Annotated in this window: 20 protein-coding genes and 1 pseudogene; 13 read left to right on the top strand and 8 right to left on the bottom strand. The window is 55.0% G+C overall.

Annotation, left to right across the window (positions count from 1 at the left end; all coding sequences use genetic code 11):
* Positions 1-2 precede the first annotated feature (2 nt).
* On the bottom strand, positions 3-2,045 hold the full coding sequence (gene prlC, locus V6944_RS04985) for an oligopeptidase A (protein ID WP_333498126.1): 2,043 nt from the start codon (positions 2,043-2,045) through the stop codon (positions 3-5).
* A gap of 85 nt (positions 2,046-2,130) precedes the next feature.
* Positions 2,131-2,745, bottom strand: a complete 615-nt coding sequence (locus V6944_RS04980; protein ID WP_333498248.1) for a LysE family translocator — start codon at positions 2,743-2,745, stop codon at positions 2,131-2,133.
* Between the two features lie 115 nt (positions 2,746-2,860).
* Between V6944_RS04980 and V6944_RS04975 the strand changes: the two genes are divergently transcribed.
* Complete coding sequence (locus tag V6944_RS04975; protein ID WP_333498125.1) at positions 2,861-3,754, top strand: LysR substrate-binding domain-containing protein; 894 nt, start codon at positions 2,861-2,863, stop codon at positions 3,752-3,754.
* On the opposite strand, the gene V6944_RS04970 is transcribed toward V6944_RS04975, so the two are convergent.
* Positions 3,755-5,026, bottom strand: coding sequence for an acid phosphatase (locus V6944_RS04970; protein WP_333498124.1), 1,272 nt, complete (start codon positions 5,024-5,026; stop codon positions 3,755-3,757).
* Positions 5,027-5,219: 193 nt separating this feature from the next.
* Between V6944_RS04970 and V6944_RS04965 the strand changes: the two genes are divergently transcribed.
* Together V6944_RS04965 and gorA are read left to right on the top strand one after the other, a co-directional pair.
* Positions 5,220-6,062 carry a 23S rRNA (adenine(2030)-N(6))-methyltransferase RlmJ gene (locus V6944_RS04965; RefSeq protein ID WP_333498123.1) on the top strand — a complete coding sequence of 281 codons (843 nt, stop codon included), beginning with the start codon at positions 5,220-5,222 and terminating at the stop codon, positions 6,060-6,062.
* 104 nt (positions 6,063-6,166) lie between these two features.
* The gene (gene gorA / locus V6944_RS04960; protein WP_333498122.1) at positions 6,167-7,519 is read left to right on the top strand and encodes a glutathione-disulfide reductase; all 1,353 of its coding nucleotides are present in this window, start codon (positions 6,167-6,169) and stop codon (positions 7,517-7,519) included.
* A 146-nt stretch (positions 7,520-7,665) separates the two neighbouring features.
* Here the strand turns inward: gorA and V6944_RS04955 are convergent, their stop codons facing one another.
* The gene (locus V6944_RS04955; RefSeq protein ID WP_333498121.1) at positions 7,666-8,406 is read right to left on the bottom strand and encodes a MipA/OmpV family protein; all 741 of its coding nucleotides are present in this window, start codon (positions 8,404-8,406) and stop codon (positions 7,666-7,668) included.
* Between the two features lie 118 nt (positions 8,407-8,524).
* On the opposite strand from V6944_RS04955, the gene V6944_RS04950 reads away from it, so the two are divergent.
* Complete coding sequence (locus V6944_RS04950; protein ID WP_333498120.1) at positions 8,525-9,469, top strand: LysR family transcriptional regulator; 945 nt, start codon at positions 8,525-8,527, stop codon at positions 9,467-9,469.
* A 27-nt stretch (positions 9,470-9,496) separates the two neighbouring features.
* On the opposite strand, the gene fhuE is transcribed toward V6944_RS04950, so the two are convergent.
* On the bottom strand, positions 9,497-11,635 hold the full coding sequence (gene fhuE, locus V6944_RS04945; RefSeq protein WP_333498119.1) for a ferric-rhodotorulic acid/ferric-coprogen receptor FhuE: 2,139 nt from the start codon (positions 11,633-11,635) through the stop codon (positions 9,497-9,499).
* 392 nt (positions 11,636-12,027) lie between these two features.
* On the opposite strand from fhuE, the gene V6944_RS04940 reads away from it, so the two are divergent.
* From V6944_RS04940 to V6944_RS04925, 4 genes are all read left to right on the top strand, one after another.
* The gene (locus V6944_RS04940; RefSeq protein WP_333498118.1) at positions 12,028-13,116 is read left to right on the top strand and encodes a YncE family protein; all 1,089 of its coding nucleotides are present in this window, start codon (positions 12,028-12,030) and stop codon (positions 13,114-13,116) included.
* A 374-nt stretch (positions 13,117-13,490) separates the two neighbouring features.
* On the top strand, positions 13,491-14,378 hold the full coding sequence (locus tag V6944_RS04935; RefSeq protein WP_333498117.1) for a LysR family transcriptional regulator: 888 nt from the start codon (positions 13,491-13,493) through the stop codon (positions 14,376-14,378).
* Positions 14,379-14,434: 56 nt separating this feature from the next.
* A complete protein-coding gene (locus V6944_RS04930; protein WP_333498116.1) occupies positions 14,435-14,854 on the top strand; it encodes a hypothetical protein in 420 nt (139 codons plus the stop codon).
* A gap of 3 nt (positions 14,855-14,857) precedes the next feature.
* Positions 14,858-15,745 (top strand): bestrophin family protein, encoded by an 888-nt coding sequence (locus V6944_RS04925; protein ID WP_333498115.1) that lies wholly within the window; start codon positions 14,858-14,860, stop codon positions 15,743-15,745.
* Between the two features lie 61 nt (positions 15,746-15,806).
* Here V6944_RS04925 and V6944_RS04920 read toward each other — a convergent pair whose 3' ends face one another.
* A complete protein-coding gene (locus V6944_RS04920; RefSeq protein WP_333498114.1) occupies positions 15,807-17,393 on the bottom strand; it encodes an STY4199 family HEPN domain-containing protein in 1,587 nt (528 codons plus the stop codon).
* 136 nt (positions 17,394-17,529) lie between these two features.
* Between V6944_RS04920 and V6944_RS04915 the strand changes: the two genes are divergently transcribed.
* Both V6944_RS04915 and V6944_RS04910 read left to right on the top strand, forming a co-directional pair.
* Positions 17,530-18,075 carry a GNAT family N-acetyltransferase gene (locus V6944_RS04915; RefSeq protein ID WP_333498113.1) on the top strand — a complete coding sequence of 182 codons (546 nt, stop codon included), beginning with the start codon at positions 17,530-17,532 and terminating at the stop codon, positions 18,073-18,075.
* A gap of 53 nt (positions 18,076-18,128) precedes the next feature.
* On the top strand, positions 18,129-18,569 hold the full coding sequence (locus V6944_RS04910) for a lysozyme (RefSeq protein ID WP_333498112.1): 441 nt from the start codon (positions 18,129-18,131) through the stop codon (positions 18,567-18,569).
* Here the strand turns inward: V6944_RS04910 and V6944_RS04905 are convergent.
* Positions 18,546-19,172, bottom strand: a complete 627-nt coding sequence (locus V6944_RS04905) for a response regulator transcription factor (protein WP_333498111.1) — start codon at positions 19,170-19,172, stop codon at positions 18,546-18,548. The two genes, V6944_RS04910 and V6944_RS04905, sit on opposite strands and share 24 nt — an antisense overlap.
* 358 nt (positions 19,173-19,530) lie before the next feature.
* Positions 19,531-20,289, bottom strand: a complete 759-nt coding sequence (locus tag V6944_RS04900; protein WP_333498110.1) for an SDR family NAD(P)-dependent oxidoreductase — start codon at positions 20,287-20,289, stop codon at positions 19,531-19,533.
* Between the two features lie 119 nt (positions 20,290-20,408).
* Here V6944_RS04900 and V6944_RS04895 point away from each other — a divergent pair, with 119 nt between their 5' ends.
* From V6944_RS04895 to V6944_RS04885, 3 genes and pseudogenes are all read left to right on the top strand, one after another.
* Positions 20,409-21,308 carry a LysR family transcriptional regulator gene (locus tag V6944_RS04895; protein WP_333498109.1) on the top strand — a complete coding sequence of 300 codons (900 nt, stop codon included), beginning with the start codon at positions 20,409-20,411 and terminating at the stop codon, positions 21,306-21,308.
* Between the two features lie 135 nt (positions 21,309-21,443).
* Positions 21,444-22,370, top strand: a pseudogene (gene yhjD, locus V6944_RS04890) (inner membrane protein YhjD); the annotation flags it as partial.
* Positions 22,371-22,633: 263 nt separating this feature from the next.
* Complete coding sequence (locus V6944_RS04885; protein ID WP_185667406.1) at positions 22,634-23,950, top strand: MFS transporter; 1,317 nt, start codon at positions 22,634-22,636, stop codon at positions 23,948-23,950.
* The last annotated feature ends 24 nt before the right edge of the window (positions 23,951-23,974 follow it).

Below are 23,974 nucleotides of genomic sequence, written 5' to 3'. Positions count from 1 at the left end.
AATCAGCCTTTAATCCCGTAATGCTCAAGCATTGCATCCAGCTGAGGTTCACGGCCACGGAAGCGTTTGAACAGCGCCATCGGCTCTTCAGAACCACCGCGGGTCAGGATGTTGTCGAGGAACGACTGCCCGGTCTGACGGTTGAAGATCCCCTCTTCCTCAAAGCGAGAGAAGGCATCTGCCGCCAGCACATCGGCCCACAGGTAGCTGTAATAGCCCGCCGCATAGCCACCGGCAAAGATGTGGCTGAAGGCGTGTGGGAAACGACCCCAGGTCGGGCCTGGTACCACGGCGACCTGTTTCTTGATTTCGGCCAGCGTCTCGAGCACTTTCGCACCCTGCTGCGGGTTGTACTGGGCGTGCAGGCGGAAGTCGAACAGACCAAACTCCAGCTGACGCAGGATAAACAGCGCGGCCTGGTAGTTTTTCGCCGCCAGCATTTTATCCAGCAGCTCTTTCGGCAACGGTTCGCCGGTTTCAAAGTGGCCGGAGATAAACGCCAGCGCTTCCGGCTCCCAGCACCAGTTTTCCATAAACTGGCTCGGCAGCTCGACCGCATCCCACGGCACCCCGCTGATACCGGACACACCGGCAGTTTCGATGCGGGTCAGCATGTGGTGCAGGCCGTGGCCGAACTCATGGAACAGGGTGATCACTTCGTCATGGGTAAACAGCGCCGGTTTGCCGTTCACCGGACGGTTAAAGTTACAGGTCAGGTAGGCGACCGGTTTTTGTAGCGTGCCATCGAGTTTACGCATCTGGCCGACGCAGTCATCCATCCACGCCCCGCCGCGCTTGTGTTCACGGGCGTACAGGTCGAGATAGAAACTGCCGCGCAGTTCGTTGCTTTCGTCATACAGCTCGAAGAAGCGCACTTCCGGGTTCCAGACGTCAACGTCGGTACGCTCTTTGGCGGTGATGCCGTAAATGCGCTTAACCACTTCAAACAGGCCGTTAACGGCTTTGTTTTCCGGGAAGTACGGGCGCAGCTGCTCGTCGCTGATGCTGTAGAGATGCTGTTTCTGTTTTTCGCTGTAGTAGGCGATATCCCACGGCTGCAGTTCGTCGACGCCAAATTCAGCTTTGGCGAAGGCGCGCAGCTGGGCCAGCTCTTTCTCACCCTGCGGACGGGCGCGTTTGGCCAGATCCGTCAGGAAGTCGAGCACCTGCTGTGGGTTTTCCGCCATTTTGGTGGCGAGCGATTTAAAAGCGTAGCTTTCAAAGCCCAGCAACTGAGCCAGCTCGTGGCGCAGCGCCAGAATCTCTTCCATCACCGGGGTGTTATCCCACTTACCGGCGTTCGGCCCCTGGTCGGAGGCGCGAGTGGAGTAGGCGCGGTACAGCTCTTCACGCAGCGCCTGATTGTCGCAGTAGGTCATCACCGGCAGGTAGCTCGGAATATCCAGCGTCAGCAGGTAACCTTCCTGCTCTTTGGCTTCAGCCTGGGCTTTCGCCGCGGCCAGCGCGCTTTCCGGCATGCCGGAGAGTTCGGCTTCATCGGTCACCAGCTTGCTCCAGCCCATGGTGGCATCGAGCACGTTGTTGCTGTACTGGTTGCCCAACTCGGACAGGCGGGTCGCAATTTCGCCGTAGCGCTGCTGTTTCTCTTTCGGCAGGCCGATGCCGGACAATTCAAAATCACGCAGCGCGTTATCGACCGCTTTTTTCTGCGCGGTGTTCAGCGTGGCGTAGTTATCGCCATCGCGCAGGTCGCGGTAGGCGTTGTACAGCCCTTCGTTTTGACCGACCCAGGTGCTGTATTCCGACAGCAGCGGCAGCGTCTGCTCATAGGCTTCACGCAGTTCCGGGCTGTTCTGCACCGAGTTCAGGTGGCTCACCGGCGAGAAGATGCGCCCCAGCACGTCGTCCACTTCCGCCAGCGGCTGGCAAAGGTTTTCCCAGCTATACGGCCCGCCCTGCGCGACTACGCGTTCCACATTCTCACGACAGTCGTTCAGTGCTTTGGTCACGGCAGGGACAACATGTTCGGGCTGAATCTGGGAAAACGGCGGTAGGTCGAAGGGGGTCAGTAATGGATTGGTCATATGCGCAGTCCTGGTCTAAGAAAGAAATGAAGCGCTCAGCGGCGCTTTAGCGATAGATCTAGAATGGGGGATAGTTGGGGGAATTTCAATGATAGTGGGTACTCATTTCACCGACGTTGTAAACAATGCCGAACAGCGCAACCGCCAGTAAAAACAGCGCTGAGAGGCGTTCGAGGCGGAGAGCATACCTTCCCGACAACACGCGCTGAACCGTCAGGATATAGAGCGACAGAACGGTAATATCAAACACCACCCACACCAGCGAGAGCGTCAGCATGCTCAGGGTAAAGTCGTCCGTGATGGCAATAAACTGCGGGAAGAAGGCGACAAAAAAGAGAATGTCCTTTGGGTTTGAAATGCCTACCAGAAAGCCCTTCAGCAGGCCGCCTCGCGCGGGTACCGCCTCGATATCCTGCGCCTTGTGCATCAGGCTACTGACGGCGCTCCAGCCGATATAGAGCGAGCCCGTTATCCCCAGCAGTGACAGCATGACCGGCGACAATGCCACCACGCCGAGCAGCATCAAAGTAGCCAGCACAATCAGCACCAGCGATGCGCTGTTAGTGCCGAGAACCGTCATAAACGCCCGACGACTCCCCTCACGCGCCGCCGTTCCCATAACCAGCGCCACCACCGGGCCGGGCGTCGCAAGCAGCAGTAGTACCGCCAGCATATAGGCGGCGAGCAGAGCCATATTCATCATTTTCTCCTACGATTAACGAGCCAGTGCCCGCCATTATTCGGCGGGGTACGCGCGTTGAAAAACGGAAAAAACTACGCTTCAATGTGAGTAAAACTCACAATAGATAATCGCCATGTCGCTTCCCCCGTTGTACGCTCTGCGCGCTTTTGAAGCCGCAGCTCGCTTAGGTTCATTCAGCAAAGCCGCTGAATTACTCAACGTTACGCCCGGCGCGGTGAGCCGCCATGTCCGCACGCTGGAGCAGTGGTTTGACTGCACCCTTTTTCAGCGACACGGGCCGCGAGTCACCGTGACCGACGCCGGGCAGACGCTGGCAACGCAGCTCAGCGAAGGTTTTCAAAGTCTGGAGCGAGCCTGTGAGGCCTTTGGCCGCCGTCGCCGCGAGCTTCGCCTAAAAGCGCCGTCTACGTTGACCATGCGCTGGCTACTGGCAGCGCTGCAACCGCTCACCTCACCGCAAATTGCCCTCTCTAGCGTATGGATGGATACCGATACGGTTGATTTCAGTCGCGAACCCTACGACTGCGCGATTTTACTGGGCGACGGCCAATTTGGTTCCGGGACGCAAAGTCTGTTGCTGTTTGAGGAGTGGCTGGTGCCTATCTGCGCCCCTGGGCTCACCGCGCAGGCCAGGGAACATCTCGAGCACTGCGAGCTGATTCACCCCTCCCCGGATCGCCGCGACTGGCGACGCTGGCTAAAACGAACCGGGCAATTCCCGACGCTGAATACCGCGCGTGGCAAGGTGTTCGATACCCTTGAGCAGGGCTATCTGGCCGCAATTGGCGGGCATGGTGTGGCGATAGGCGACTTACTGTTGAGCCAGGAGGCGCTCGCCAGCGGGCTGCTGACGCTGCCTTTTAACGATGCCGTTGCCACGGGGGATAGCTACTGGCTGGTGTGGCCGAAGGCTTCGGCGCAATCACCGGAGATTGAAAAGCTACATGAACATTTAAAAAAGGCGATACCGCAGCCGGTACCACCTTCCCTCAATATGCTGCGCTAATCAGTGCGGCTTTTTCGCCATTTCATAGGCGGCAGGCAGGTTCAGACGCTGCCAGAACTGCTGGTCGGCGGTGGCGCCTGAAAGCGGATAGCCCGCCGGCAGCGCGCTTTTCACCATCAGCACACGACGCTGAGCGGCAGAGAGATTCGGCAGTGCCGCTTCCAGCAGCACTTCAGCGCCCTGCGGCACCGTGATGCTCTGTTTTTCACCCTTCTGCTGCGGCAGATCGTAGGTCATGGTGAAGCGATAGAAATCGCGCATCGCCGGGTCGCGGTACGGGTCATCTTTCCCTACCGTTTTCGCGCACTCGGCAAGCGTCGTGCCGCACTCTTTTTCCAGCGCCGTGCGCAGTTGGTCGCGAGCTTCGTTAAACAGCGCGCGGTACTTCGCATCGTTCAGGTAGTGGGCGACGTTACGTTGCGCCACCATGCGCGAGCCCATCACATCCAGCGGGTAGTGTACGCCGAGCACGATACGCGAGTAGCCATAGCGCGCACCACGGGTCACCAGCGCGTCAAAACGCTCCGGGATCATCTCCGCCATCAGCAGCGCGTCGGTGTAGCCGGTATTGGTGTGTCCGCTTGGGAACGAGCCGCCGTCGGCGGTATACGGATGGTTATCTTTAATCACCACGTCGTCCGGCACGAGGTGAATGGTGTTGCCCTGAATCAGGAACGGACGCGGATTATTGAAGTGCTTCTTCGCCGCGCTGGTGCTCACTTCAGAGGCTTTAATCAGCGCCGCCGCTTTGCTGAGTTCACCTTTGTCGTAAGCTGCGATAAACGCTTTGCCCAGCCGTGGGCCCATCGCGTCGCTCAGGAAGTAGAGGTGGTTGATGCCTTCCGCATCCGCCAGCGCCTGGTGGCGAGCGGTTTGGGTCGCATCACGGTTAATATCGGTCACCGTCGCCAGGTTCTGCTTCACCACCGTCTCCGGCAGCGTGCTGAACGCCGAGAGCAGCTCGATACCCGCCTGCTGGTTAGCTTTGGTCTGGAAGTCATAGCCGCTGGCCTTCAGCCAGGCTTTATCGGCCTGCGTTTTGCTCTGTTTTGCTTTTTCTAGCTGGTCGCGGGTGAGCGTCGACGCATCCCCTTTCAGCGCCGCACGCAGCGCCGTCAGCGATTGCCCTTCCAGCGCATCAAACGCCGGGCTGACCGCCGTTGGGGTAACGGTGTTAGCGATAGCCGCCGCCTGATTCACGGAGACCTCTTTTGCCAGTACCGGCATCGCTAGCACCATCGCGGCGGCCAGCAGTGTGATTTGCAGTTTCATTATTTTCCTTTTATTCAAATAATTACCTTGCCTGCCGTTGACGCTAAACCCGTCACTTGACGCTTTTATGACACATTCATGTTTTGCAACATTATTGCCACAAATGGAAACGACACCGCGCTACAGCGGTAATCTGCCCGGATCTGCGGTAAACTGTCAGCTATCTTGTTTAATTCCCGGAATATCCGCACCCATGCTCAGTTATCGCCACAGCTTTCACGCAGGCAACCACGCCGACGTTTTAAAACACACCGTTCAGAGTCTGATCATTGAATCGCTGAAAGAGAAAGAAAAACCGTTTCTCTATCTGGACACCCACGCCGGGGCAGGCCGCTATCAGCTGAGTGGCGAGCACGCCGAAAAAACCGGGGAATACCTGGAAGGGATTGCCCGCATCTGGCAGCAGGACGACCTGCCGGAAGAGCTGGTGCCGTATATCTCCGTGGTCAAACACTTCAACCGCACCGACCAGCTGCGCTACTACCCAGGCTCCCCGCTGATTGCCCGCCAGTTACTGCGTGAGCAGGACAGCCTGCAGATGACCGAGCTGCACCCAAGCGACTTCCCGCTGCTGCGTGCTGAATTCCAGAAAGATAACCGCGCCCGCGTTGACCGTGCCGACGGCTACCAGCAGCTGAAATCCAAGCTGCCGCCGGTTTCTCGTCGCGGCCTGATCCTTATCGACCCGCCGTACGAAATTAAAACTGACTACCAGGCGGTCGTGAGCGGTATCAACGATGGCTACAAGCGTTTTGCCACCGGCACCTATGCCCTGTGGTACCCGGTCGTGCTGCGTCAGCAAATCAAGCGCATGATCCGCGACCTTGAAGAGACCGGCATTCGCAAAATCCTGCAAATTGAGCTGGCGGTACGCCCGGACAGCGATCAGCGCGGCATGACCGCCTCCGGTATGATTGTGATTAACCCGCCGTGGAAGCTGGAAGCACAGATGAACAACGTACTGCCGTGGCTGCACAGCAAGCTGGTTCCGGCAGGTACCGGGCACACGCTGGTAAATTGGATCGTGCCGGAGTAATCGCAGGCATCGGTGGAACCTATCAGCTTCAGGTATACAATCGCGAGTATTTTGGCGGGTAGCACGATGCTCACCCGCTCAACATTGAACATTCAGGAGCGGCCATGACCAAACATTACGACTACATCGCCATCGGCGGCGGCAGCGGCGGTATCGCCTCCATTAACCGCGCAGCCATGTATGGCCAGAAATGTGCGTTAATTGAAGCCAAAGATCTCGGCGGTACCTGCGTTAACGTCGGCTGCGTACCGAAAAAAGTGATGTGGCATGCCGCGCAGATTCGCGAAGCGATTCACATGTATGGCCCGGACTACGGTTTCGACACCACCATCAACAACTTCGATTGGGATAAGCTGGTAGCTAGCCGCACCGCCTACATCGACCGTATTCATACCTCTTACGATAACGTGCTGGGTAAGAACAAGGTTGACGTAATCAAAGGCTTTGCACGCTTTGTTGACGCTAAAACCATCGAAGTGAACGGTGAGACGATCACCGCCGATCATATCCTGATCGCCACCGGCGGCCGTCCAAGCCACCCGAACATTCCAGGCGTGGAATACGGTATCGACTCCGATGGTTTCTTCGAACTGCCGGCGCTGCCGAAGCGCGTTGCCGTGGTGGGCGCAGGCTATATCGCCGTGGAACTGGCGGGCGTCATCAACGGCCTGGGTGCTGAAACCCATCTGTTCGTGCGTAAACACGCGCCGCTGCGTAGCTTTGACCCGTTAATCGTCGAGACACTGGTTGAGGTAATGAACGCCGAAGGCCCGCAGCTGCACACCAACGCCATTCCAAAAGCCGTGGTCAAAAATGCCGATGGCAGCCTGACCCTGGCGCTGGAAGATGGCCGCAGTCAGACCGTTGACTGCCTGATTTGGGCAATTGGTCGCGAACCGGCGAACGATAACTTCAATCTGGCGGCTACGGGCGTGAAAACCAACGATAAAGGCTACATCGTCGTTGATAAGTTCCAGAATACCAACGTTCCGGGCATTTATGCCGTGGGCGATAACACCGGTGCGGTAGAACTGACCCCGGTGGCAGTGGCCGCAGGTCGTCGCCTCTCCGAGCGTCTGTTTAACAACAAGCCGGATGAGCATCTGGACTACAGCAACATCCCGACCGTGGTCTTCAGCCACCCGCCAATCGGTACCGTGGGCTTAACCGAGCCGCAGGCGCGTGAGCAGTATGGCGACGACGCCGTGAAGGTCTATAAATCCTCCTTCACCGCCATGTACACCGCCGTAACCTCGCACCGCCAGCCGTGCCGTATGAAGCTGGTGTGCGTTGGCCCAGAAGAGAAGATCGTCGGTATTCACGGTATTGGCTTCGGCATGGATGAAATCCTGCAGGGCTTCGCCGTGGCACTGAAGATGGGCGCCACCAAGAAAGACTTCGACAACACCGTGGCGATTCACCCTACGGCGGCGGAAGAGTTCGTCACCATGCGCTAAGGCGCATTGCCTGAACGACAAAAAGCCAGACGGAAGTCTGGCTTTTTTTATGCGGGTTTCCCCCCGGGGTCGGCGTAAACGCCTCGCCCGGGCTACATGAGCGTGTAGCCCGGCCAAGCGCAGCGCCGCCGGGATGGCACCAAATCCTAAAACCGCCAACTCACCCCAGTCAGCACGGTAAAGCTCCCATCACGATCAACCATCGGGCTATTTTTAATCTCATCAGGCAGCACGCTATAGCTCGCGTTAGCCGTCAGCATCAGCTTTTCGGTCAACGGGTACTTCATCGTCAGCCCAACGTACGGCATCCAGCTGCTGCCCGGCGACCATTGCGCTAACCCGCTGCGACGAGATTCCGCCCCCGACACGCCGTAGTAATAGCGGTTGAAGCTATCGTCATAGTAATAAACCCCCAGCGTAGGGATAATCGCCAGCCTGCCCATTGGCAGCACGCGGAAATAAGAGAGCTCACCGACCCAGCCGTTGCTGTTATCCAGAATATCTGCCGCCGCCGACACTTTCAGGCTGCCCCACTTTTCATGGTGATACCATGCCGCACCGGCCATTGCCGTACTGTTGCGCTTATCCAGGCGCTTCATGGCGCTATCGTCGTTGTCCGACGGGTCGAAGGTCAGCGGCAGCCAGGAGGCCGTCAGGCTGACTTCATCGCGCTGATTTTTAAATAACGCATAGCCTAGCGTGGTCTGACGAATATAAAATGAATCGCCTTCGTAATTAACGATAGGCACCGCGTGAGTATTTTCATTATATCCGCGATAAATAGATTCATTAAATACCGCACCTGCCCCAACCGATAACGCCGCCGATGATGTACCTGAAATAAAAGAGAGCGATAACAGTAGCGCAGCATTACGCTTAATTGACATTCCCGTTGTTCCAACCTAATATAATATCCTGATGTCAAATATGATAATATTCGTATTAATATTGATGCAATCTCAATATTTATATAGATCTATATCAATTTATATATAGAGCCGGGCAATGAAGAAACTTCAGATTAAGCCTCAGGAATTAAAAATAATTTCGGTGGTAGCCGCCAGCGAAATTATCAGCCACGCCGCTACCGTGCTGGGCATGGCGCAGGCCAACGTCAGCCGCTACCTCTCTGATGTTGAAGCAAAAGTGGGGCTTAAAATCTTTGAGCGCTCCTCGCGTAAGCTCACGCTAACCCGCTTTGGTGAGTCGTTGCTTCCCTACGTTAACGATCTGCTGGAAAAAGAAAACCAGCTTAATAATTTCGTGGCTGACTATAAGCATGAGAAAAATGGCCGCGTCACCATTTACTCGCCGACCATGATTAACGCCTATCTGGCACGTAACGTGGTCAATACCATAAAAGATATCGGCAATATTAATTTATATTTAAAAACATTTAATCTGGAACGCAAATCATTTTATGAAGGTTCCGAATTCCCTGATGATTGCGATATTTTAATTTCCTGCGTTCAGCCAAAAAATGAATCCTTAGTGGCGAGTTTCATCGCGAAATATGCGGTTAGCGCCTATGCCAGCACCCAGTATCTGATGGAGCACCCAATCAGGTCACCGGATGACCTCGACAAGCACTCCTGCATTCTGATGGATTCAATGCTGATTAATGATGCCAATATCTGGCGTTTTAGCCTCGCCGGAAGCCAGGAGAGCCGCGATTTTCGCGTCACCGGCAACTATATCTGCGATAACACGCAGTCGGCGCTGGAGTTAGCGCGTAACGGGCTTGGGATTGTATTTGCTCCGAAAAGTAGCGTGCAGGCCGATATTCAATCAGGGGTACTCGCCCCCTGCTTCGCCGAACAGTACGAGTGGTGGCTCGATCTGGTGGCTATCTACCGCAAACGTGAATACCAACCGTGGCGAGTGCAGTTTATTCTTGATGAAGTTCTGGAGGCGCTGCGTCGTCAGGTAGCGCAGCCACGACAGGAATAATCCCCGGCCCACAGCCGGGGTGTGGTTTTAGAAAGCGTAAGTCATGCTCACCGAGACGTTACGCGGCTCGCCATAAACGGCGGAGTCATCCAGATACGAGTAGTATTCACGGTCAAACAGGTTGTTGACGTTTGCCTGCACCGCCAGCTGTTTGGTGACTTGATACTGCGCGAACAGACTCACCAGCGGGTAGCTGCTCTGGTAGAGGCGCTGGGTTTCACCGTCCGGCCCGGTCACGTCTTGATAGACCCGATTCTGCCAGTTCGCACCACCGCCGATAGTCAGCTCCGGCATCACCGGCACACGGTAGCGGGTGAACAGCTTAAGCTGCGTCTGCGGCGCAAAGCTGTTGTAGCGTCCAGCATTGTCCGTCGCAACGTAGCGCGTGGCGCTGAAGGTGAGCTGGAGGTTATCGGTGACCGCACCGTTGACCTCAAACTCTGCCCCTTTGCTCACCGCGCCGCTGGTCGAACGATACGCTTGTTCACTGGAGCCGTTGACGAACTCACCGCTCACCGCTTCCGGCGCGTTATCCTGCTCAATACGGAACACCGCGAAGTTCGTGGTTAAACGCCCGTCCGCCCAGTCAGCCTTGAGACCCGTTTCATAGTTCTTGCCGGTCACCGGCGACAGCCATGAACCTCCGGCGGAACGTTTGGTCTGCGGCGCGAAAATCGAGGTATAGCTGGCATAAGCCGACAGGCTTTCGGTCAGATCATAGACCAGCCCGCCGTACGGCGTGATGTTGTATTTGCGCATATCACCGCTGCTGCCATCAGTACTGTACTGGGTGTAGCGCGCGCCGATAATCAGCGACAGCGGGTCGGCAAGCGAGAGGCGTGCCGCCGTATAAGCCGACTTCTGCCGCACAATATCGTCGGCGTTCTGATACCAATCGCCCCACTCCGGCTGCGCGACGCTGCCGTTCCAGTTGTTATCAAAGATACCTATCTGGCTGGCATCCATAGGCCCGTCCTGACTAAAGGTGGCATTGTGCTGACGACTGTAGCTCGCGCCAGCCATCAACTGATGTTGCCGCCCCAGCAGCTTGAACGGCCCGCTGGCGTAGGTATCGAAAGAGTCAACGGTACGTTTGCCTTTATCTTTACTGCCCCAACCGGTCGCGCCGTCGCCGGTATCCGCATCCGGGTTACCCATCACGTACAGCAGCGTATCGTTGAAGGTCTGCTCACCATGGGTGCCATTAAAGCGATACGACCAGCCGTTATCCCATTGGTGGGTCAGGTCGATAAACACCTTACGGGACTCTACCTGATAGCGCGTCCAGTCTGCCGCCGTATTCGTGCTGCGGTCATAGTGCGTACGCGTACCGTTACTGTAGAGGCTCGGCAAGCCGCCCCACGTTGGGTTGCCGGTGTTGGACTTCTGGTAGTCCCAGCCCAGCGACACGGTAGTGCTGTCGGTAAGATCGGCATCCACCACGCCATAGAGGAATTTCTTGGTTTTATGGTAGCGGTCAAGCCAGCTGTCCTGATCCTGATAGCCGGTCACAATACGCCCGCGCAGGCTGCCATCTGAATTCAGCGGCGTCGAGAGATCGGCAACATAACGCTGTTTATTCCAGCTGCCATAGCTAGCGCTGATATTGCCGGTTGCCACCTTGCTGTCCGCCCGTTTGCGCACCATATTGACCGTCGCGCCCGGGTCGCCTGCACCGGTCATTAAGCCGTTGGCACCGCGCACAACTTCGATACGGTCATAGATGGCGGTATCTTCCGCCGCATCGCCGTAGTTCCAGGCATCCCCCAGCGAGGTGGGAATATCATCGTAGGAGAAGTTGGTTATCTCAAAACCGCGTGAATAGTAATAGCTGCGCTCAGAGTCAATCTGCTGCGATGAGACGCCGGTGGCGTTGGTCAACACCTCATCTACCGTTTGCAGATTCTGATCCTGCATGCGCTGGTGCGTGACAACGCTGACGGACTGTGGGATATCACGCGGCGCCAGATTCATTTTGGTGCCCGCGTGGGTGGTTTTTACCGCATAATCCTGCTGCTCATCGGCCGCACTTTCCCCGCTGCCGTAGACCACCATCTCCTGACTGGTTTCTGCGGCCTGAGCCTGGTGAACAAAGCCGTGAATCGCCAGCGCAAGAAGCGAAACGGTGAGCGGTTTCCCGCTGATTTCCCTGCCATTAAAGAACATATTGGGTCCCATCAGATCTTGTTGTTGTGAGTGAGGCCTTTCCGCTCGCAGCGCCGAGAAATGACGCGCTTTTCCGTAAGCTTTTGAGCTGCGTAAAAAAGCGATAATGACCACAAATGAGAATGCCAATGATAATCACTCGCTTTATGTGATGCAGTTGGTTTTATCGCGCAAATGTAAGTAAATGTATATTTGTTTATTTTCATATTGTTGCACTGGTTTTACGCCAGTCTTTCCCTGAATTTTCCACGACGCTTATGCGTTACCGCGAAAAATGGCTATCGGCGAATTTGCGCATTTGTGATAAATAATTATGATTCTCATTCTTATTAAAATATCCCGTCACCGCACTGCCTCTGCCGGGAACCGCTTATCCAATGATGGAGTTTCGAATGGTATCGTTATTCAGCCCGCGCAAAACGGCGCTCTGCGCCGCACTCGTTGCCGCTTTTACCCTCCACTCGCTGCCTGCTCTTGCTGAAAACGCGCAGCCTGCCGAGAGCGCTGCGGCGCTGAAGACGGCTGCGGGCGTCACGCAAAACGCGCTGGGTGATGGTTTGTATGAAATGGCGCTGTTCTCCGGCGAGAAATCGCTGTTTGTGGCCAGCGCGCAGAGCTTTAAGGACGTCAACGGCGGCGTGATTTATCGCGTAGACCCCACCTCGCTAGCCGTCACCGGTACCACCCATACCGACCTGAAAAACTTTGGTATGGCGGTCGATAGCGATGGCAAAACGTTTTACGTCACCAACTCGCTGGACGGCGGAGTGTCAAAGGTTGACGCGAAGAGCGGCAAGGTGCTGCAGCGTCTGATGCTCGATGGCAAAGACAAAGACGGCGACCCGGCAGGCGCGCGTGAAGTGCTGTTCCACGATGGGCTGCTGTTTATCGGTCGTGTCGCCGAGCCGGGTTATATCTCGGTTGTCGACGCCAAAACCATGACCGTGAAGGCGCGTATCGATAACGCTGGAAAATGGGTTACCGGCATTATCTATTCACCGGTGACGAAGCGTATTTACGCCACCAACGGCGCTGGCGAAGTGCTGGTTATCAACCCACAAAGCTATAAGATTGAGCAGCGCTGGACGCCGGGCGACGGCAAAGAGTACCTGTTGCTGAATATGGCGGAAGATCCGAAAACTGGCCGTCTGTTCGTGACTGACGATTCCAAAGCCAAAACCACGCTGGTCTTTGATGAGCACACCGGTAAGGTCATTAAACGTATCGACGGCGACGCGCTGGGCATCAAGTTTGATGCGAAACGCAATGAACTCTTTATCAGCCAGCGTGAGTCGAAGAAGGTGCTGCGCCTGGATGCCACCAGCTACGCCGTGAAGCAGAGCTGGGACTTCGCCACTCACCCTAACAGTCTGCTGCTTTCCGACGATGGCAACACGCTATACGTGACGCTGAAGCAGGACTTTAATAAAGACTATTCGACGAAGGGGCCGGATAGCGTAGCGCGTATTGCGCTGAACTAACCCTGCATACAAGCCCATCCGGCAATCTGCTACATGCTGCCGGATGGCGCTTCGCTTATCCGGCCTACCGCATTTACGCTTTAGCAACATGCGTTTATTATTCACTTTCTTTTATACTTTTTTTTAACTCGCTTATCACCACCCGCATAATAATCAGCTAAAATAATCATCATTGATTATTTTTATAACCCATTAGAGGCATTCAATTAATACTTTATTATTGATGCTAATTGCCATGCCGATCATATCTGAAGTATGTTATTTTGTGAGCGCGAATAATTAAACAATTCGGTCTTTTTTATTAAACAATCCGGTATATACAGCGCCATGCCCCCTCCGTATAATTTCGCGCTGTCGTACATTAAGGTTACGTTATGCTCAAGCACGTTCAGGATATGGCGCTTTTTGCGCTTCTCGTAGAAAACGGTTCGTTTACCAAAACCGCCGCTGAACTGGGTATGACAAAGTCGCGTATCAGCCAGCGAATTAGTGCTCTTGAGGAGTATCTCAATGTCAGGTTGCTGAATCGCACGACGCGAAAAATATCACTGACCGACGACGGCGAGCGCTATCTGGCCTACTGCCATGAAGTGGTGGACGCCAGCGTTCGCGGGGATAAAACGGTGCAGGCGCTGCATAATCAGACCGGTGGCAAGCTGAAAATTATTGCCCCGCCGGGATTTATGGCGAGTATTTTACCCGCCGTGCACCATCAGTTCCTGCAAACGCATGCCAATATTGAGCTACAGCTGATTACCGCAGACTCTTTCTATGGCAACGTTGGCAGCGAGTTTGACGTGGCATACCGTATCGGTAAGCCGTCTGATGACACCTGTATTGGCCGCTTCCTCGGGACCTTTAACCGTTTTATCGTCTGTACGCCGCAGTACCAGGCCGCGCACGATATTCAGCACCCTGAGGCGCTGCAGTCCTGCGAGCTGATTACGCATCAGACCTGGAAAAGCATTGCGCTATTTCAGCACGATGAGTCCTATGAATTAGCGATGCCGTTGCGCCATACCAGCGACAACCTGACCTACATTTTACAGCAAACGTTGCAGGGAACCGGGGTGGCAATTTTACCCGAATATATTGTTAAGCCATATTTGCAAAGCGCCAAACTGGTCACGCTATTGCCGCAGTGGGATGTTCAGAAAATAGACCTCTGGATGATATACCAGAGTAAAACACATAATCCTGCGGTACTGCGCGACTATATCAACTTTGTGACCCAGTATAACGTGATACAAAATGCCATGTGATTTTCCGTGGCGATATTAAATACTTTTCCAACCACTCATCTCGATAAGTTAAGATAATGACTATTTGTACTATTTCGCCAGAAGAAAAATCGCTGCTCATTTTTAATCAGAAAAATAAAATGGATAAATACTGGAATCTCTATTCCATGGAGCTTATCACGCAAATCACTACAACCGGGCGGCAGTACCATCACTATATTCAGCCGAGTGAAAAAGGCCGTCTCTGCGTGTGCGTATTCGATGGCGTCTACATCAATATTATCCGTTCACGCCTTTTTGGTGAAATCGAGATCCATTTCGAAGCGGAATCCGCCGAGCTTGGCCGCATTGAGCTCCCATCTGCCTGTATCGACATGCAGGGCAATCTCGACCGCCATATTTCCATTAATGACAAAGCCAGCGTGTTTGCCCATTATCTGGAGCGCCTACAGGTGGTGTACGACACTATTTTAGCGCTGTCCCCAGAGAAGGCGTAAACCATGATCGTCAGGCCGGAGCAAACCTGGCTGCGGAAATTGTTCTCATGGCGCGGTTCCATCATGAGAAAAATCTCGCCTCAGCTCTGTTTCTTTATCATGCTGAATATCGTCTATCTGTATGTGCTGCCGCTCTTGCACCTGCACGGCATTATCGCCAAGGAGAGCTCGTTTTACTTTATCGGGATCTCGATTTCGATATCGGTGTTTATCGGCTTTCGCAACAACACAGCGTGGTTGCGCTACTGGGAAGCGCGCAAATTGTGGGGCGATCTGCTCATCGTGAGCCGGTCGCTGATGCGTGAAGTGATCAACACGACCAAGGCCAGCCCGGAAGAAAAAATGGTGGTGCTGGATCTGATTGTCACCTACTGCGCCACGTTAAAAGCCAAGCTGCGTCATGGGCCGGTGCCGGTTTCTCGCGCGCTGGACTATCAGCATCTCACTACCCCCTGTAACGCCCTGCTGCAAAATATCGGGCAGTGGCTCTATCTGCATCGGCCCAATGAGTTTGTTTATCGCAACTTTAACCACTACCTGAATCAGATGAGCACCATTCAGGGCGGCTGCGAGCGCATCAGCAACACGCCGATTCCCTACGCCTACTCGCTGCTGCTACACCGGACGGTGGGCATTTTTTGCGCCGTGTACCCGCTGTTGCTGATTCATGATTTTGGTTTTTTAACCTTGCTGTTTTCTATCTTCACCACTTACGCACTGCTGGCGCTCGATGCTATCGCAACCGAACTGGAAGACCCGTTCGGTACCGAGGATAACGACCTGCCGTTAAACGCGATTTGTAATGCGATTGAGATAGATCTGCGGGAGATGGTGAAGGACAGTCTGATACCGACAAAAATGTCGCCGGACGCGAACTACCGGCTGCTTTGAGGTTTTCCCCCTCACCCTAGCCCTCTCCCCACGGGGAGAGGGAACGGTATAGTCCCTGTTTTCAGCGGATCACATCGTAGACCGACTTCTGAATCGTCAGCCATTTTTTGCTTTCGGCATCACCGGTTGCCTGGCTGCGCTGCTGAGCGTTATCCACCGCCAGACGCTGGCGCGCCACTACCGCTGGGGCAGTGCAAAATGCCTGTAGATAAGATTTGCGGATCGCGTTGAGCTGGGCGCCGCGCGACAGTTCAAGCGTGAGCGTGTTGATAAACCGACGGCAGGGTTTCAGCTCGTCCATTTGCAGATGGTAGCGCAGCAGCAGGTTCAATACCTCTTCGTGCTGGGCCGCCATTGCCGCGTCTGTCCAGGCAAGATGCCAGGTCATCCCGCTGCGCAAAAACAGCGTTGTTATCTCGATATCATTACGATCGATAGCCGCCCGCAGCGCGTTGCGATCCCATAAGATCCCGCGACGAGCCAGCATCTCGCGAGGGGATGTTGGCGAAGGACCTTCAGCTTGTGCAACGGGCTGCGGTGGCTCAACGTAAGGTTGGCGCTCCGGCCCGGAGGTCAGCAGGCTAATTCCGCCAAGCGCCATCCCCAGTACCGTCACGGCAACCGCTCCCCACAGTACAGCGGCGGCAATTCGCTCACGCGTATCAGAGCGTTCTCGCGCCTTATGAGAAAGGCGCTCAATACTGTCGGCAATGGGTTTTCCATCAACGCCCCAGGCATGCGCATAGTCCCGCGCGAGCGTCCAGTAACGCTGAATTTCACTGCCGTCTGCCACCATCAGGCTAGCAGGGTTTACCTTCGTGCGCCCCTGCTCATAGGCGTGCTGTACCGGTGTGGCGATCTGCTCGGTATAGAGGTCTAACAGCTGACACTCAACTTCCGTCAGCAGATGATGCGCCAGCACCGTATTGCGCATACGGCGCACATCATCAAGAAAAGTATGCAGCGTCAGACGCTGCTCAGCGAGAAAGGTCAGCGATGAAGCATGATTAAACAGCGAAGAGTAGTAACGAGAGAAAGCCTTTTTATCGACAATCAACAGCGCCAGCTCACTAAACGTCATGCCATCAAGCACATTTTCCGTCGGGCTACGCGAGCGCCATCGCATCACGTCGTGAGCACCAAACTGAACGCTAAGATACTGATGAAGATGTGGAATATCTGGCCATACCTGCATCACTAGCCCACGAAGCATAAGGTGGATAGTGCGAATTTGTCGCTCGGCCTGTTCTTGTAGCTGCTCCGCGTCGTTGGCATAGCCGGTAGTAAACATCAGCAACGGCTGATGCTGCTTGATTTGCTCCAGCGTGACCACGAAGCGTTCAGCCGCAATCAACTGATTTTCGGTGGCCGTCTTCCCATGCTCATAAGAGGGAATGCCCTGCTGGAGATGCCGCAGCTGGAGCATAAACTCACTCAGTTGGCTGTCATTAATGTTAAGCCGTTGGGCCACGGCGCCCCAGCCGCCGAGGTTCAGTCGCGCCTGATCGAGTTGCTCCAGAAACCAGCGGGGATCTTTGCCCTCCGTCACGCGCAGCTTGAGCAGCGTGAGGATCTCCATTGAGGCCTGGCGAATCACGCTCAGGCAATGCTCATACTGCTGGCCAACCTGTCGCGATAACGTCGACATTTTCCCATTCCTTAATCAACAGCAAGGTTTTTTAGCCTTAGGATTAACAGGTTACTGATTTGTTATTTTTGTCGTTACACCATAGAGCAATTCAGGCAAATTAACAGTCCTGCGCCCCCCATCAGAATGAGAAATTATGATCGCGCTCACCACCGAACGTTTAGAATGTACCCTTATCACTGAAAGTGACTGGCCTTTTTTCCTGGCCTTACAGCAGCACCCGCAGGTGATGCGCTATGTGGCGGATAATCGGAGTGAAGAGGAGATTCGGGCGGCATTCGAAGCGCGCCTGCATCCCTGGACGCCGGGTGCCGAGCACTGGCTGTGCCTGGTGGTGCGCGATACTGCGCAAACACCGCTGGGTATAACCGGCTATATCCATCGGGAAAGCGACTGCGCCGAGGTCGGCTTTCTGTTTGCCCCACCGGCGCAGGGAAAAGGCTACGGCAGCGAATCGCTGCATGCCGTGTGTGATTATGCCTTCCGACACGGCGGAATACGACGCCTGACGGCCACGGTCACCGCAGGCAATATCGCCTCCCGACGTACGCTAGAAAAGCAGGGCTTTATGCTGGAAGGCGAACTGCGTGAAAGCTATTTCCTGGCCGGACAGTGGCAAAATGACTGGCTTTTCGGCTTACTGAGTCATGAATATGATACGTTGCGGACATCCGGCCAATAGCCCCGTGCCGACGACTCTTTTACACTCCTCATTCCGTGTAATGAGGGCTAAAGATGTCACATGTCGCTACGCCAAGCCTGCTAGGGCTGGAGCTAATTAAGCAGTATCAGGGGTTGTCGCTGGAAAAGTATCAGGACGCGGACGGGCTGTGGGTCGTGGGCTATGGCCATTTGATTCGCGATCGGGAACGTTTTGATGAGCCGATTACGCTCGCCCAGGCCGAAGAGCTGTTTCAGCAGGATGTCGATTATTATCACCAGATACTGCAGCGCTGCGTGCGAATGCCGTTAAGCCAGCATCAGTCCGATGCCCTGCTGTCGCTGGCGTTCAGCCTGGGGCCGGAAGCCGTGCAGCAATGCGCTATTATGCGCGCGGTGAACCAGGGTCATATGGCGGATGCGCTGGCGCTCTGGCAGCAGCAAGCATCGCCGCAGACCAGCCTGGCGGTACAGCGCCAGGCTGAAGCCGCATTATTCCGCCGCGTTCTGGGCTGAAGCCTCCCTGTTATTCAACAGCATAGCGGCCTGCGTGCGGTTTTTAACGCCCAGGCGGCGATACAGTGATTCAAGATGTGCTTTCACGGTGCCAGCGCTAATATTCAACGCCCGGCTAATTTCCTTATTCGACTCTCCGTTCGCCAGCAGTGATAATATTTCCCGCTGGCGCTGGCTCAGATTATCCAGCCCCTGTTTTTCCTGTTCATACCCCACACGCCAGTCACCTGGCAGGCAAATGAGTCCGCGCATCACGCTTTTTATTGTCTGAATAAATATTTCAATGCTGGCATCCCGGGGGATAATCGCCTGCAGATTATAGGCCATCATATCGTTCAGCCAGGCGCGGTTGTAATCATTAACAATGATAATGCCCTTTGACTCCGGGAACTGCTGGTGCTTTTCCTGCAACAGCCACTGACAGAAGCCGTGATCCAGGCCTCCGTCAAGAATCAACAGCGCATCCGGATGCTGTAACAGCTGGCGCCACAGGTCATCGGCCTGACTGACAGCAGAAATATCAATTCCTGGAATATGTTCCTGTAAGCTAATTTTCATTCCATGAATAAATATTGACTGCCTGTCAAACATCACTACCTGCATAATGGATTCCCCATATCAAAATAAAACGAATTCTAATGGCGTGCAGAGTAATCCCCACGACCTGAAATAAGAACTCGCCGTTTGGCCTGGGTCATTCTACGTAGATATATGGCAATCTAAACATCATAATTATGAATGCTTACAACCGTCGAATTACGATTACGTATTCATATATGTCATCACATTTTAATTAAGAAAAGGATTAAACGAAGGTGTCGCTACGATAATATTAATTAATGGGAATTTAGGTTATTGCGGGAATGGATAGAAGTAAAGGCGATAATCAATCCTAATTAAGACTCACTTTCGCACAATATGTAAATAACGCCTTTGCTGAGCAAAGGCGTTATCAGACGGTTTACAGGAACATCCCCCCTGAAACCTCAATGCGCTGCGCGGTCATCCAGCGTAGGTTATCGCTGAGCAGCGCGGCAATCGCATCGCCAATATCATCCGGCAGCCCAACGCGACCCAGCGCGGTTTGCGACGCGACGTATTTGTTCAGGTCGTCGTTATCGCGAACGCGGCCACCGCCAAAGTCGGTTTCAATCGCCCCTGGCGCAATGCTGTTGACCGAAATCCCGCGCGCACCCAGCTCCTTGGCCTGATAGCGCGTCAGCACTTCCATCGCTCCTTTCATTGAGGCATAGGCGGCATAGCCCGGTAGCGCAAAACGCGCCAGCCCGGTCGAGACGTTCAGGATACGTCCACCGTTTTCCATCAACGGTAGCAGCGCCTGGGTCAGGAAGAAGGGTCCCTTGAAGTGGATATTCATCAGCTCATCAAATAAGGCCTCGGAAGTTTCCGCAATGGAGGCATACAGGCCGATCCCGGCGTTGTTCACTAAATAATCAAACGTCTCGCGACCCCAGACCTGATTCAGCGCTTCTTTCACCTGCTGAGTGAAGGCCGCAAAGCTGGCAACATCGCTGACGTTCAGCTGCAATGCCACGGCTTTCGCCCCTTTTTGCTCAATTTCAGCCACAACCTCCAGCGCGGCATCACGCTGACTGTTGTAGGTGAAGATAATATCCGTTCCCTGCGCGGCCAGCTTCAGCACCGCATTTTTACCGAGTCCGCGGCTACCGCCGGTCACTAACGCAATACGTCGAGTCATGGGAAACCTCATTTCAGTGGGTGTGTTCGTTGAGAACAAGCTTATTAGGTGATAAAAGAACAATAAATATCCCTGAATACGCTTCACTGTCTCATTTCGAACAACAATAGGGCATGCTGATGGATAAAATTCACGCAATGCAGCTGTTCATCCGCGTCGCTGAACTGGAGAGTTTTTCCCGCGCGGCGGATACCCTTGGCCTTCCTAAAGGTAGCGTATCGCGACAAATTCAGGCGCTGGAAAACCATCTGGGTTGCCGCCTGTTACACCGCACCACTCGACGAGTGCTGCTGACTCAGGATGGGATGGTCTACTACGAGCGCGCCAAAGATTTGCTCAGCAACCTCGACGAGCTGGACAGTATGTTTCAGAGCGACCCCAGCAGCGTGAGCGGGCGGCTGCGCGTGGATATGCCGGTAGGTATCGCCCGTAAGGTGGTGATCCCCAAACTGCCCGCTTTTTTGCAGCACTACCCCGGCATTGAGCTTGAGCTGAGCAGCAGCGATCGCTTAGTCGATGTGATTCGTGAGGGATTTGACTGCGTGGTACGCGTGGGGTCGCTGAAAGACTCAGGGCTGATTGCCCGGCCGCTCGGCAAGCTGACCATCATCAACTGCGCCAGTCCTGAGTACCTGTCGCGCTTTGGCTATCCGGAGTCACTGGAGGACCTCAGCAACCACGCACTGGTGCACTACGCCGCCAATCTCGGCGTACGCCCGCAGGGGTTTGAAGTGGCGAAAGAGGGCGGTACCAGGTGGGTCAAAACCGGCGGCGTGCTGACGGTGAACAGCACGGAAACCTATCACGCCGCCTGTCTGGCAGGGCTGGGGATTATTCAGGTGCCACGCGTGGGCGTGCGCGAAGCGCTGCACCGCGGCGAGCTGGTTGAAATTCTCCCACAGTATCGGGCCGAGCCGATGCCGGTGTCGATAATTTACCCGCACCGCCGTAACCTGTCGCGGCGGGTGCATCTGTTTATGGAGTGGTTAACCGGCGTGTTGCAGGGGTATGTGGATTGAGCCCGGCGGCGCGCTGGGTAGCTCGGACGAGGTGCAATGCACCGACTCCGGGGAACCCTCTATACTTAAGTAAAAGCAATAAAAAGGAAAATCTCCCTGATGACGTCGGCAAACAACGATAAACGTCTACAGCAAAAGGCTAGCAAGGCGCTGGACAGCGTCACCACCACGGCGCAGAAGATTCAGCGCCAGCCGGTCATCGCCCACCTGATTCGCGCCGCTGAGCGCTTTAACGATCGGCTGGGAAATCAGTTTGGCGCGGCCATTACCTACTTTTCATTCTTATCGATGATCCCCATTCTGATGGTGTCGTTCGCCGCCGCTGGCTTTATTCTTGCCTCGCATCCGACGTTGCTGCAGGACATCTTCAATAAGATCCTGGCCAACGTCAGCGACCCGACGCTCGCCGCCACCCTGAAAAGCACCATCAACACCGCCGTGCAGCAGCGTACCACCGTCGGCCTTGTCGGCCTGTGTATCGCCCTCTACTCCGGCATCAACTGGATGGGCAACCTGCGTGAGGCTATTCGCGCCCAGTCGCGCGATGTCTGGGAACGCACACCGCAGGATCAGGAAGCCATTTGGATTAAATACCTGCGCGACTTCGTGTCGCTGATTGGCCTGCTGATTGCACTGATTGTCACCCTTTCCATTACCTCGGTAGCCGGGTCAGCGCAGCAACTGATTATCTCGGCGCTGTATCTCGACAGCATTGAGTGGCTGAAGCCCGCCTGGCGGTTGATAGGCCTGGCGATTTCGATCTTCGCCAACTACCTGCTGTTCTTCTGGATTTTCTGGCGATTGCCCCGCCACCGCCCGCGTAAAAAGGCGCTGATCCGCGGCACTTTTATCGCCGCGATCGGCTTTGAGGTGATCAAAATCATCATGACCTGGACGCTACCGACATTGGTGAAATCCCCGTCCGGCGCCGCGTTTGGTTCCGTGCTTGGCCTGATGGCGTTCTTCTACTTCTTCGCCCGCCTGACGCTGTTCTGCGCCGCGTGGATTGCTACGGCGGAGTACAAGGACGACCCAAGAATGCCGGGAAAAACCCACCGCTAACCGCCCTGTTGGGCTGAAAATTTCAGCCCAACCCACCGAATTAGCATATAAATCCAGCCTGTAACTTTTATTTAACCAAAAACTAGTTTTATCATCTAATCTACGAAAAATGTGAAGCATTTCATGTTTGATAATTTACTGGTATAAAAATTATCCACTTTTTGCCCCTCTTTGCGCCATTTTACAATCCTGTTACAGATTGAAATGTCGCTTTTGCTATGTCTAATATGGCCTTTCGTTCGCTATACATATTAGAAAAGACTATGACCAGCACAACACTCGATAACGAACAGGCTTCCGCTCCGGTTAACTCGCGTAATAAGGTCGTCGTGGCCTCACTCATCGGCACCGCCATTGAGTTCTTCGACTTCTATATTTACGCCACCGCCGCGGTCATCGTGTTCCCGCATATCTTCTTCCCACAGGGCGATCCGACGGCGGCAACGCTGCAATCGCTGGCAACGTTCGCTATCGCCTTCGTCGCTCGTCCTATTGGTTCCGCACTCTTTGGCCACTTCGGTGACCGTGTTGGGCGCAAGGTCACGCTGGTCGCTTCGCTGCTGACCATGGGGATCTCCACCGTGGTTATCGGCCTGCTGCCGAGCTATGCCTCCATCGGCATTATGGCACCGGTCCTGCTGGCGCTGGCGCGTTTTGGTCAGGGTCTCGGTCTTGGTGGTGAATGGGGCGGCGCGGCGCTGCTGGCGACAGAAAACGCCCCGCCACGCAAACGCGCGCTGTACGGTTCCTTCCCGCAGTTGGGCGCACCAATTGGCTTCTTCTTCGCTAACGGCACCTTCCTGCTGCTCTCCTGGCTGCTAACCGACGAGCAGTTCATGACCTGGGGCTGGCGCGTTCCGTTTATTTTCTCTGCGGTGCTGGTGATTATCGGCCTGTATGTGCGCGTCTCACTGCATGAAACGCCGGTGTTCGCCAAAGTCGCTGCCGCGAAGAAACAGGTTAAAGTGCCGATGGGCACCCTGCTCAGCAAGCACGTGCGCGTGACGGTGCTCGGCACCTTCATCATGCTGGCGACCTATACGCTGTTCTATATCATGACCGTCTACTCGATGACCTACAGCACCGCCGCCGCACCAAATGGCCTGGGGCTGCCGCGCAACGAAGTGCTGTGGATGCTGATGCTGGCGGTCATTGGGTTTGGTGTGATGGTGCCTATTGCTGGCCTGCTGGCGGACCGTTTCGGTCGTCGTCCAAGCATGATTGTGATCACCAGCCTGATTATCATCTTCGCGCTGTTCTTCTTCCAGCCGCTGCTGGGCTCCGGTAATCCGGCGCTGATTATGCTGTATCTGCTGGTTGGCCTGAGCCTCATGGGTCTGACCTTTGGCCCAATGGGTGCGCTGCTGCCGGAACTCTTCCCAACGGAAGTGCGCTATACCGGGGCATCGTTCTCCTACAATGTGTCGTCGATTCTGGGGGCGTCCGTTGCGCCGTACATCGCGGCCTGGTTGCAGAGTAGCTATGGGTTGTTCTACGTGGGTGTTTATCTGGCAGCCATGGCGGCGCTGACGCTGATTGCGTTGCTACTGACGCACGAAACGCGTCACGAATCACTCTAACAGGATTGAGCTGGCCTACAGACG

This window comes from Kluyvera sp. CHPC 1.2972, from assembly GCF_036759925.1.
Lineage (GTDB): Bacteria > Pseudomonadota > Gammaproteobacteria > Enterobacterales > Enterobacteriaceae > Kluyvera.
Note: the sequence above shows the minus strand (reverse complement) of the source record. Positions and strands in the feature narration are given on the sequence as shown.

Bases quoted from the DNA above. Each gene is read 5' to 3' on its own strand.
- prlC (WP_333498126.1), bottom strand. From the start codon at position 2,045: ATGACCAATCCATTACTGACCCCCTTCGACCTACCGCCGTTTTCCCAG.
- V6944_RS04980 (WP_333498248.1), bottom strand. From the start codon at position 2,745: ATGAATATGGCTCTGCTCGCCGCCTATATGCTGGCGGTACTACTGCTG.
- V6944_RS04975 (WP_333498125.1), top strand. From the start codon at position 2,861: ATGTCGCTTCCCCCGTTGTACGCTCTGCGCGCTTTTGAAGCCGCAGCT.
- V6944_RS04970 (WP_333498124.1), bottom strand. From the start codon at position 5,026: ATGAAACTGCAAATCACACTGCTGGCCGCCGCGATGGTGCTAGCGATG.
- V6944_RS04965 (WP_333498123.1), top strand. From the start codon at position 5,220: ATGCTCAGTTATCGCCACAGCTTTCACGCAGGCAACCACGCCGACGTT.
- gorA (WP_333498122.1), top strand. From the start codon at position 6,167: ATGACCAAACATTACGACTACATCGCCATCGGCGGCGGCAGCGGCGGT.
- V6944_RS04955 (WP_333498121.1), bottom strand. From the start codon at position 8,406: ATGTCAATTAAGCGTAATGCTGCGCTACTGTTATCGCTCTCTTTTATT.
- V6944_RS04950 (WP_333498120.1), top strand. From the start codon at position 8,525: ATGAAGAAACTTCAGATTAAGCCTCAGGAATTAAAAATAATTTCGGTG.
- fhuE (WP_333498119.1), bottom strand. From the start codon at position 11,635: ATGTTCTTTAATGGCAGGGAAATCAGCGGGAAACCGCTCACCGTTTCG.
- V6944_RS04940 (WP_333498118.1), top strand. From the start codon at position 12,028: ATGGTATCGTTATTCAGCCCGCGCAAAACGGCGCTCTGCGCCGCACTC.
- V6944_RS04935 (WP_333498117.1), top strand. From the start codon at position 13,491: ATGCTCAAGCACGTTCAGGATATGGCGCTTTTTGCGCTTCTCGTAGAA.
- V6944_RS04930 (WP_333498116.1), top strand. From the start codon at position 14,435: ATGACTATTTGTACTATTTCGCCAGAAGAAAAATCGCTGCTCATTTTT.
- V6944_RS04925 (WP_333498115.1), top strand. From the start codon at position 14,858: ATGATCGTCAGGCCGGAGCAAACCTGGCTGCGGAAATTGTTCTCATGG.
- V6944_RS04920 (WP_333498114.1), bottom strand. From the start codon at position 17,393: ATGTCGACGTTATCGCGACAGGTTGGCCAGCAGTATGAGCATTGCCTG.
- V6944_RS04915 (WP_333498113.1), top strand. From the start codon at position 17,530: ATGATCGCGCTCACCACCGAACGTTTAGAATGTACCCTTATCACTGAA.
- V6944_RS04910 (WP_333498112.1), top strand. From the start codon at position 18,129: ATGTCACATGTCGCTACGCCAAGCCTGCTAGGGCTGGAGCTAATTAAG.
- V6944_RS04905 (WP_333498111.1), bottom strand. From the start codon at position 19,172: ATGCAGGTAGTGATGTTTGACAGGCAGTCAATATTTATTCATGGAATG.
- V6944_RS04900 (WP_333498110.1), bottom strand. From the start codon at position 20,289: ATGACTCGACGTATTGCGTTAGTGACCGGCGGTAGCCGCGGACTCGGT.
- V6944_RS04895 (WP_333498109.1), top strand. From the start codon at position 20,409: ATGGATAAAATTCACGCAATGCAGCTGTTCATCCGCGTCGCTGAACTG.
- V6944_RS04885 (WP_185667406.1), top strand. From the start codon at position 22,634: ATGACCAGCACAACACTCGATAACGAACAGGCTTCCGCTCCGGTTAAC.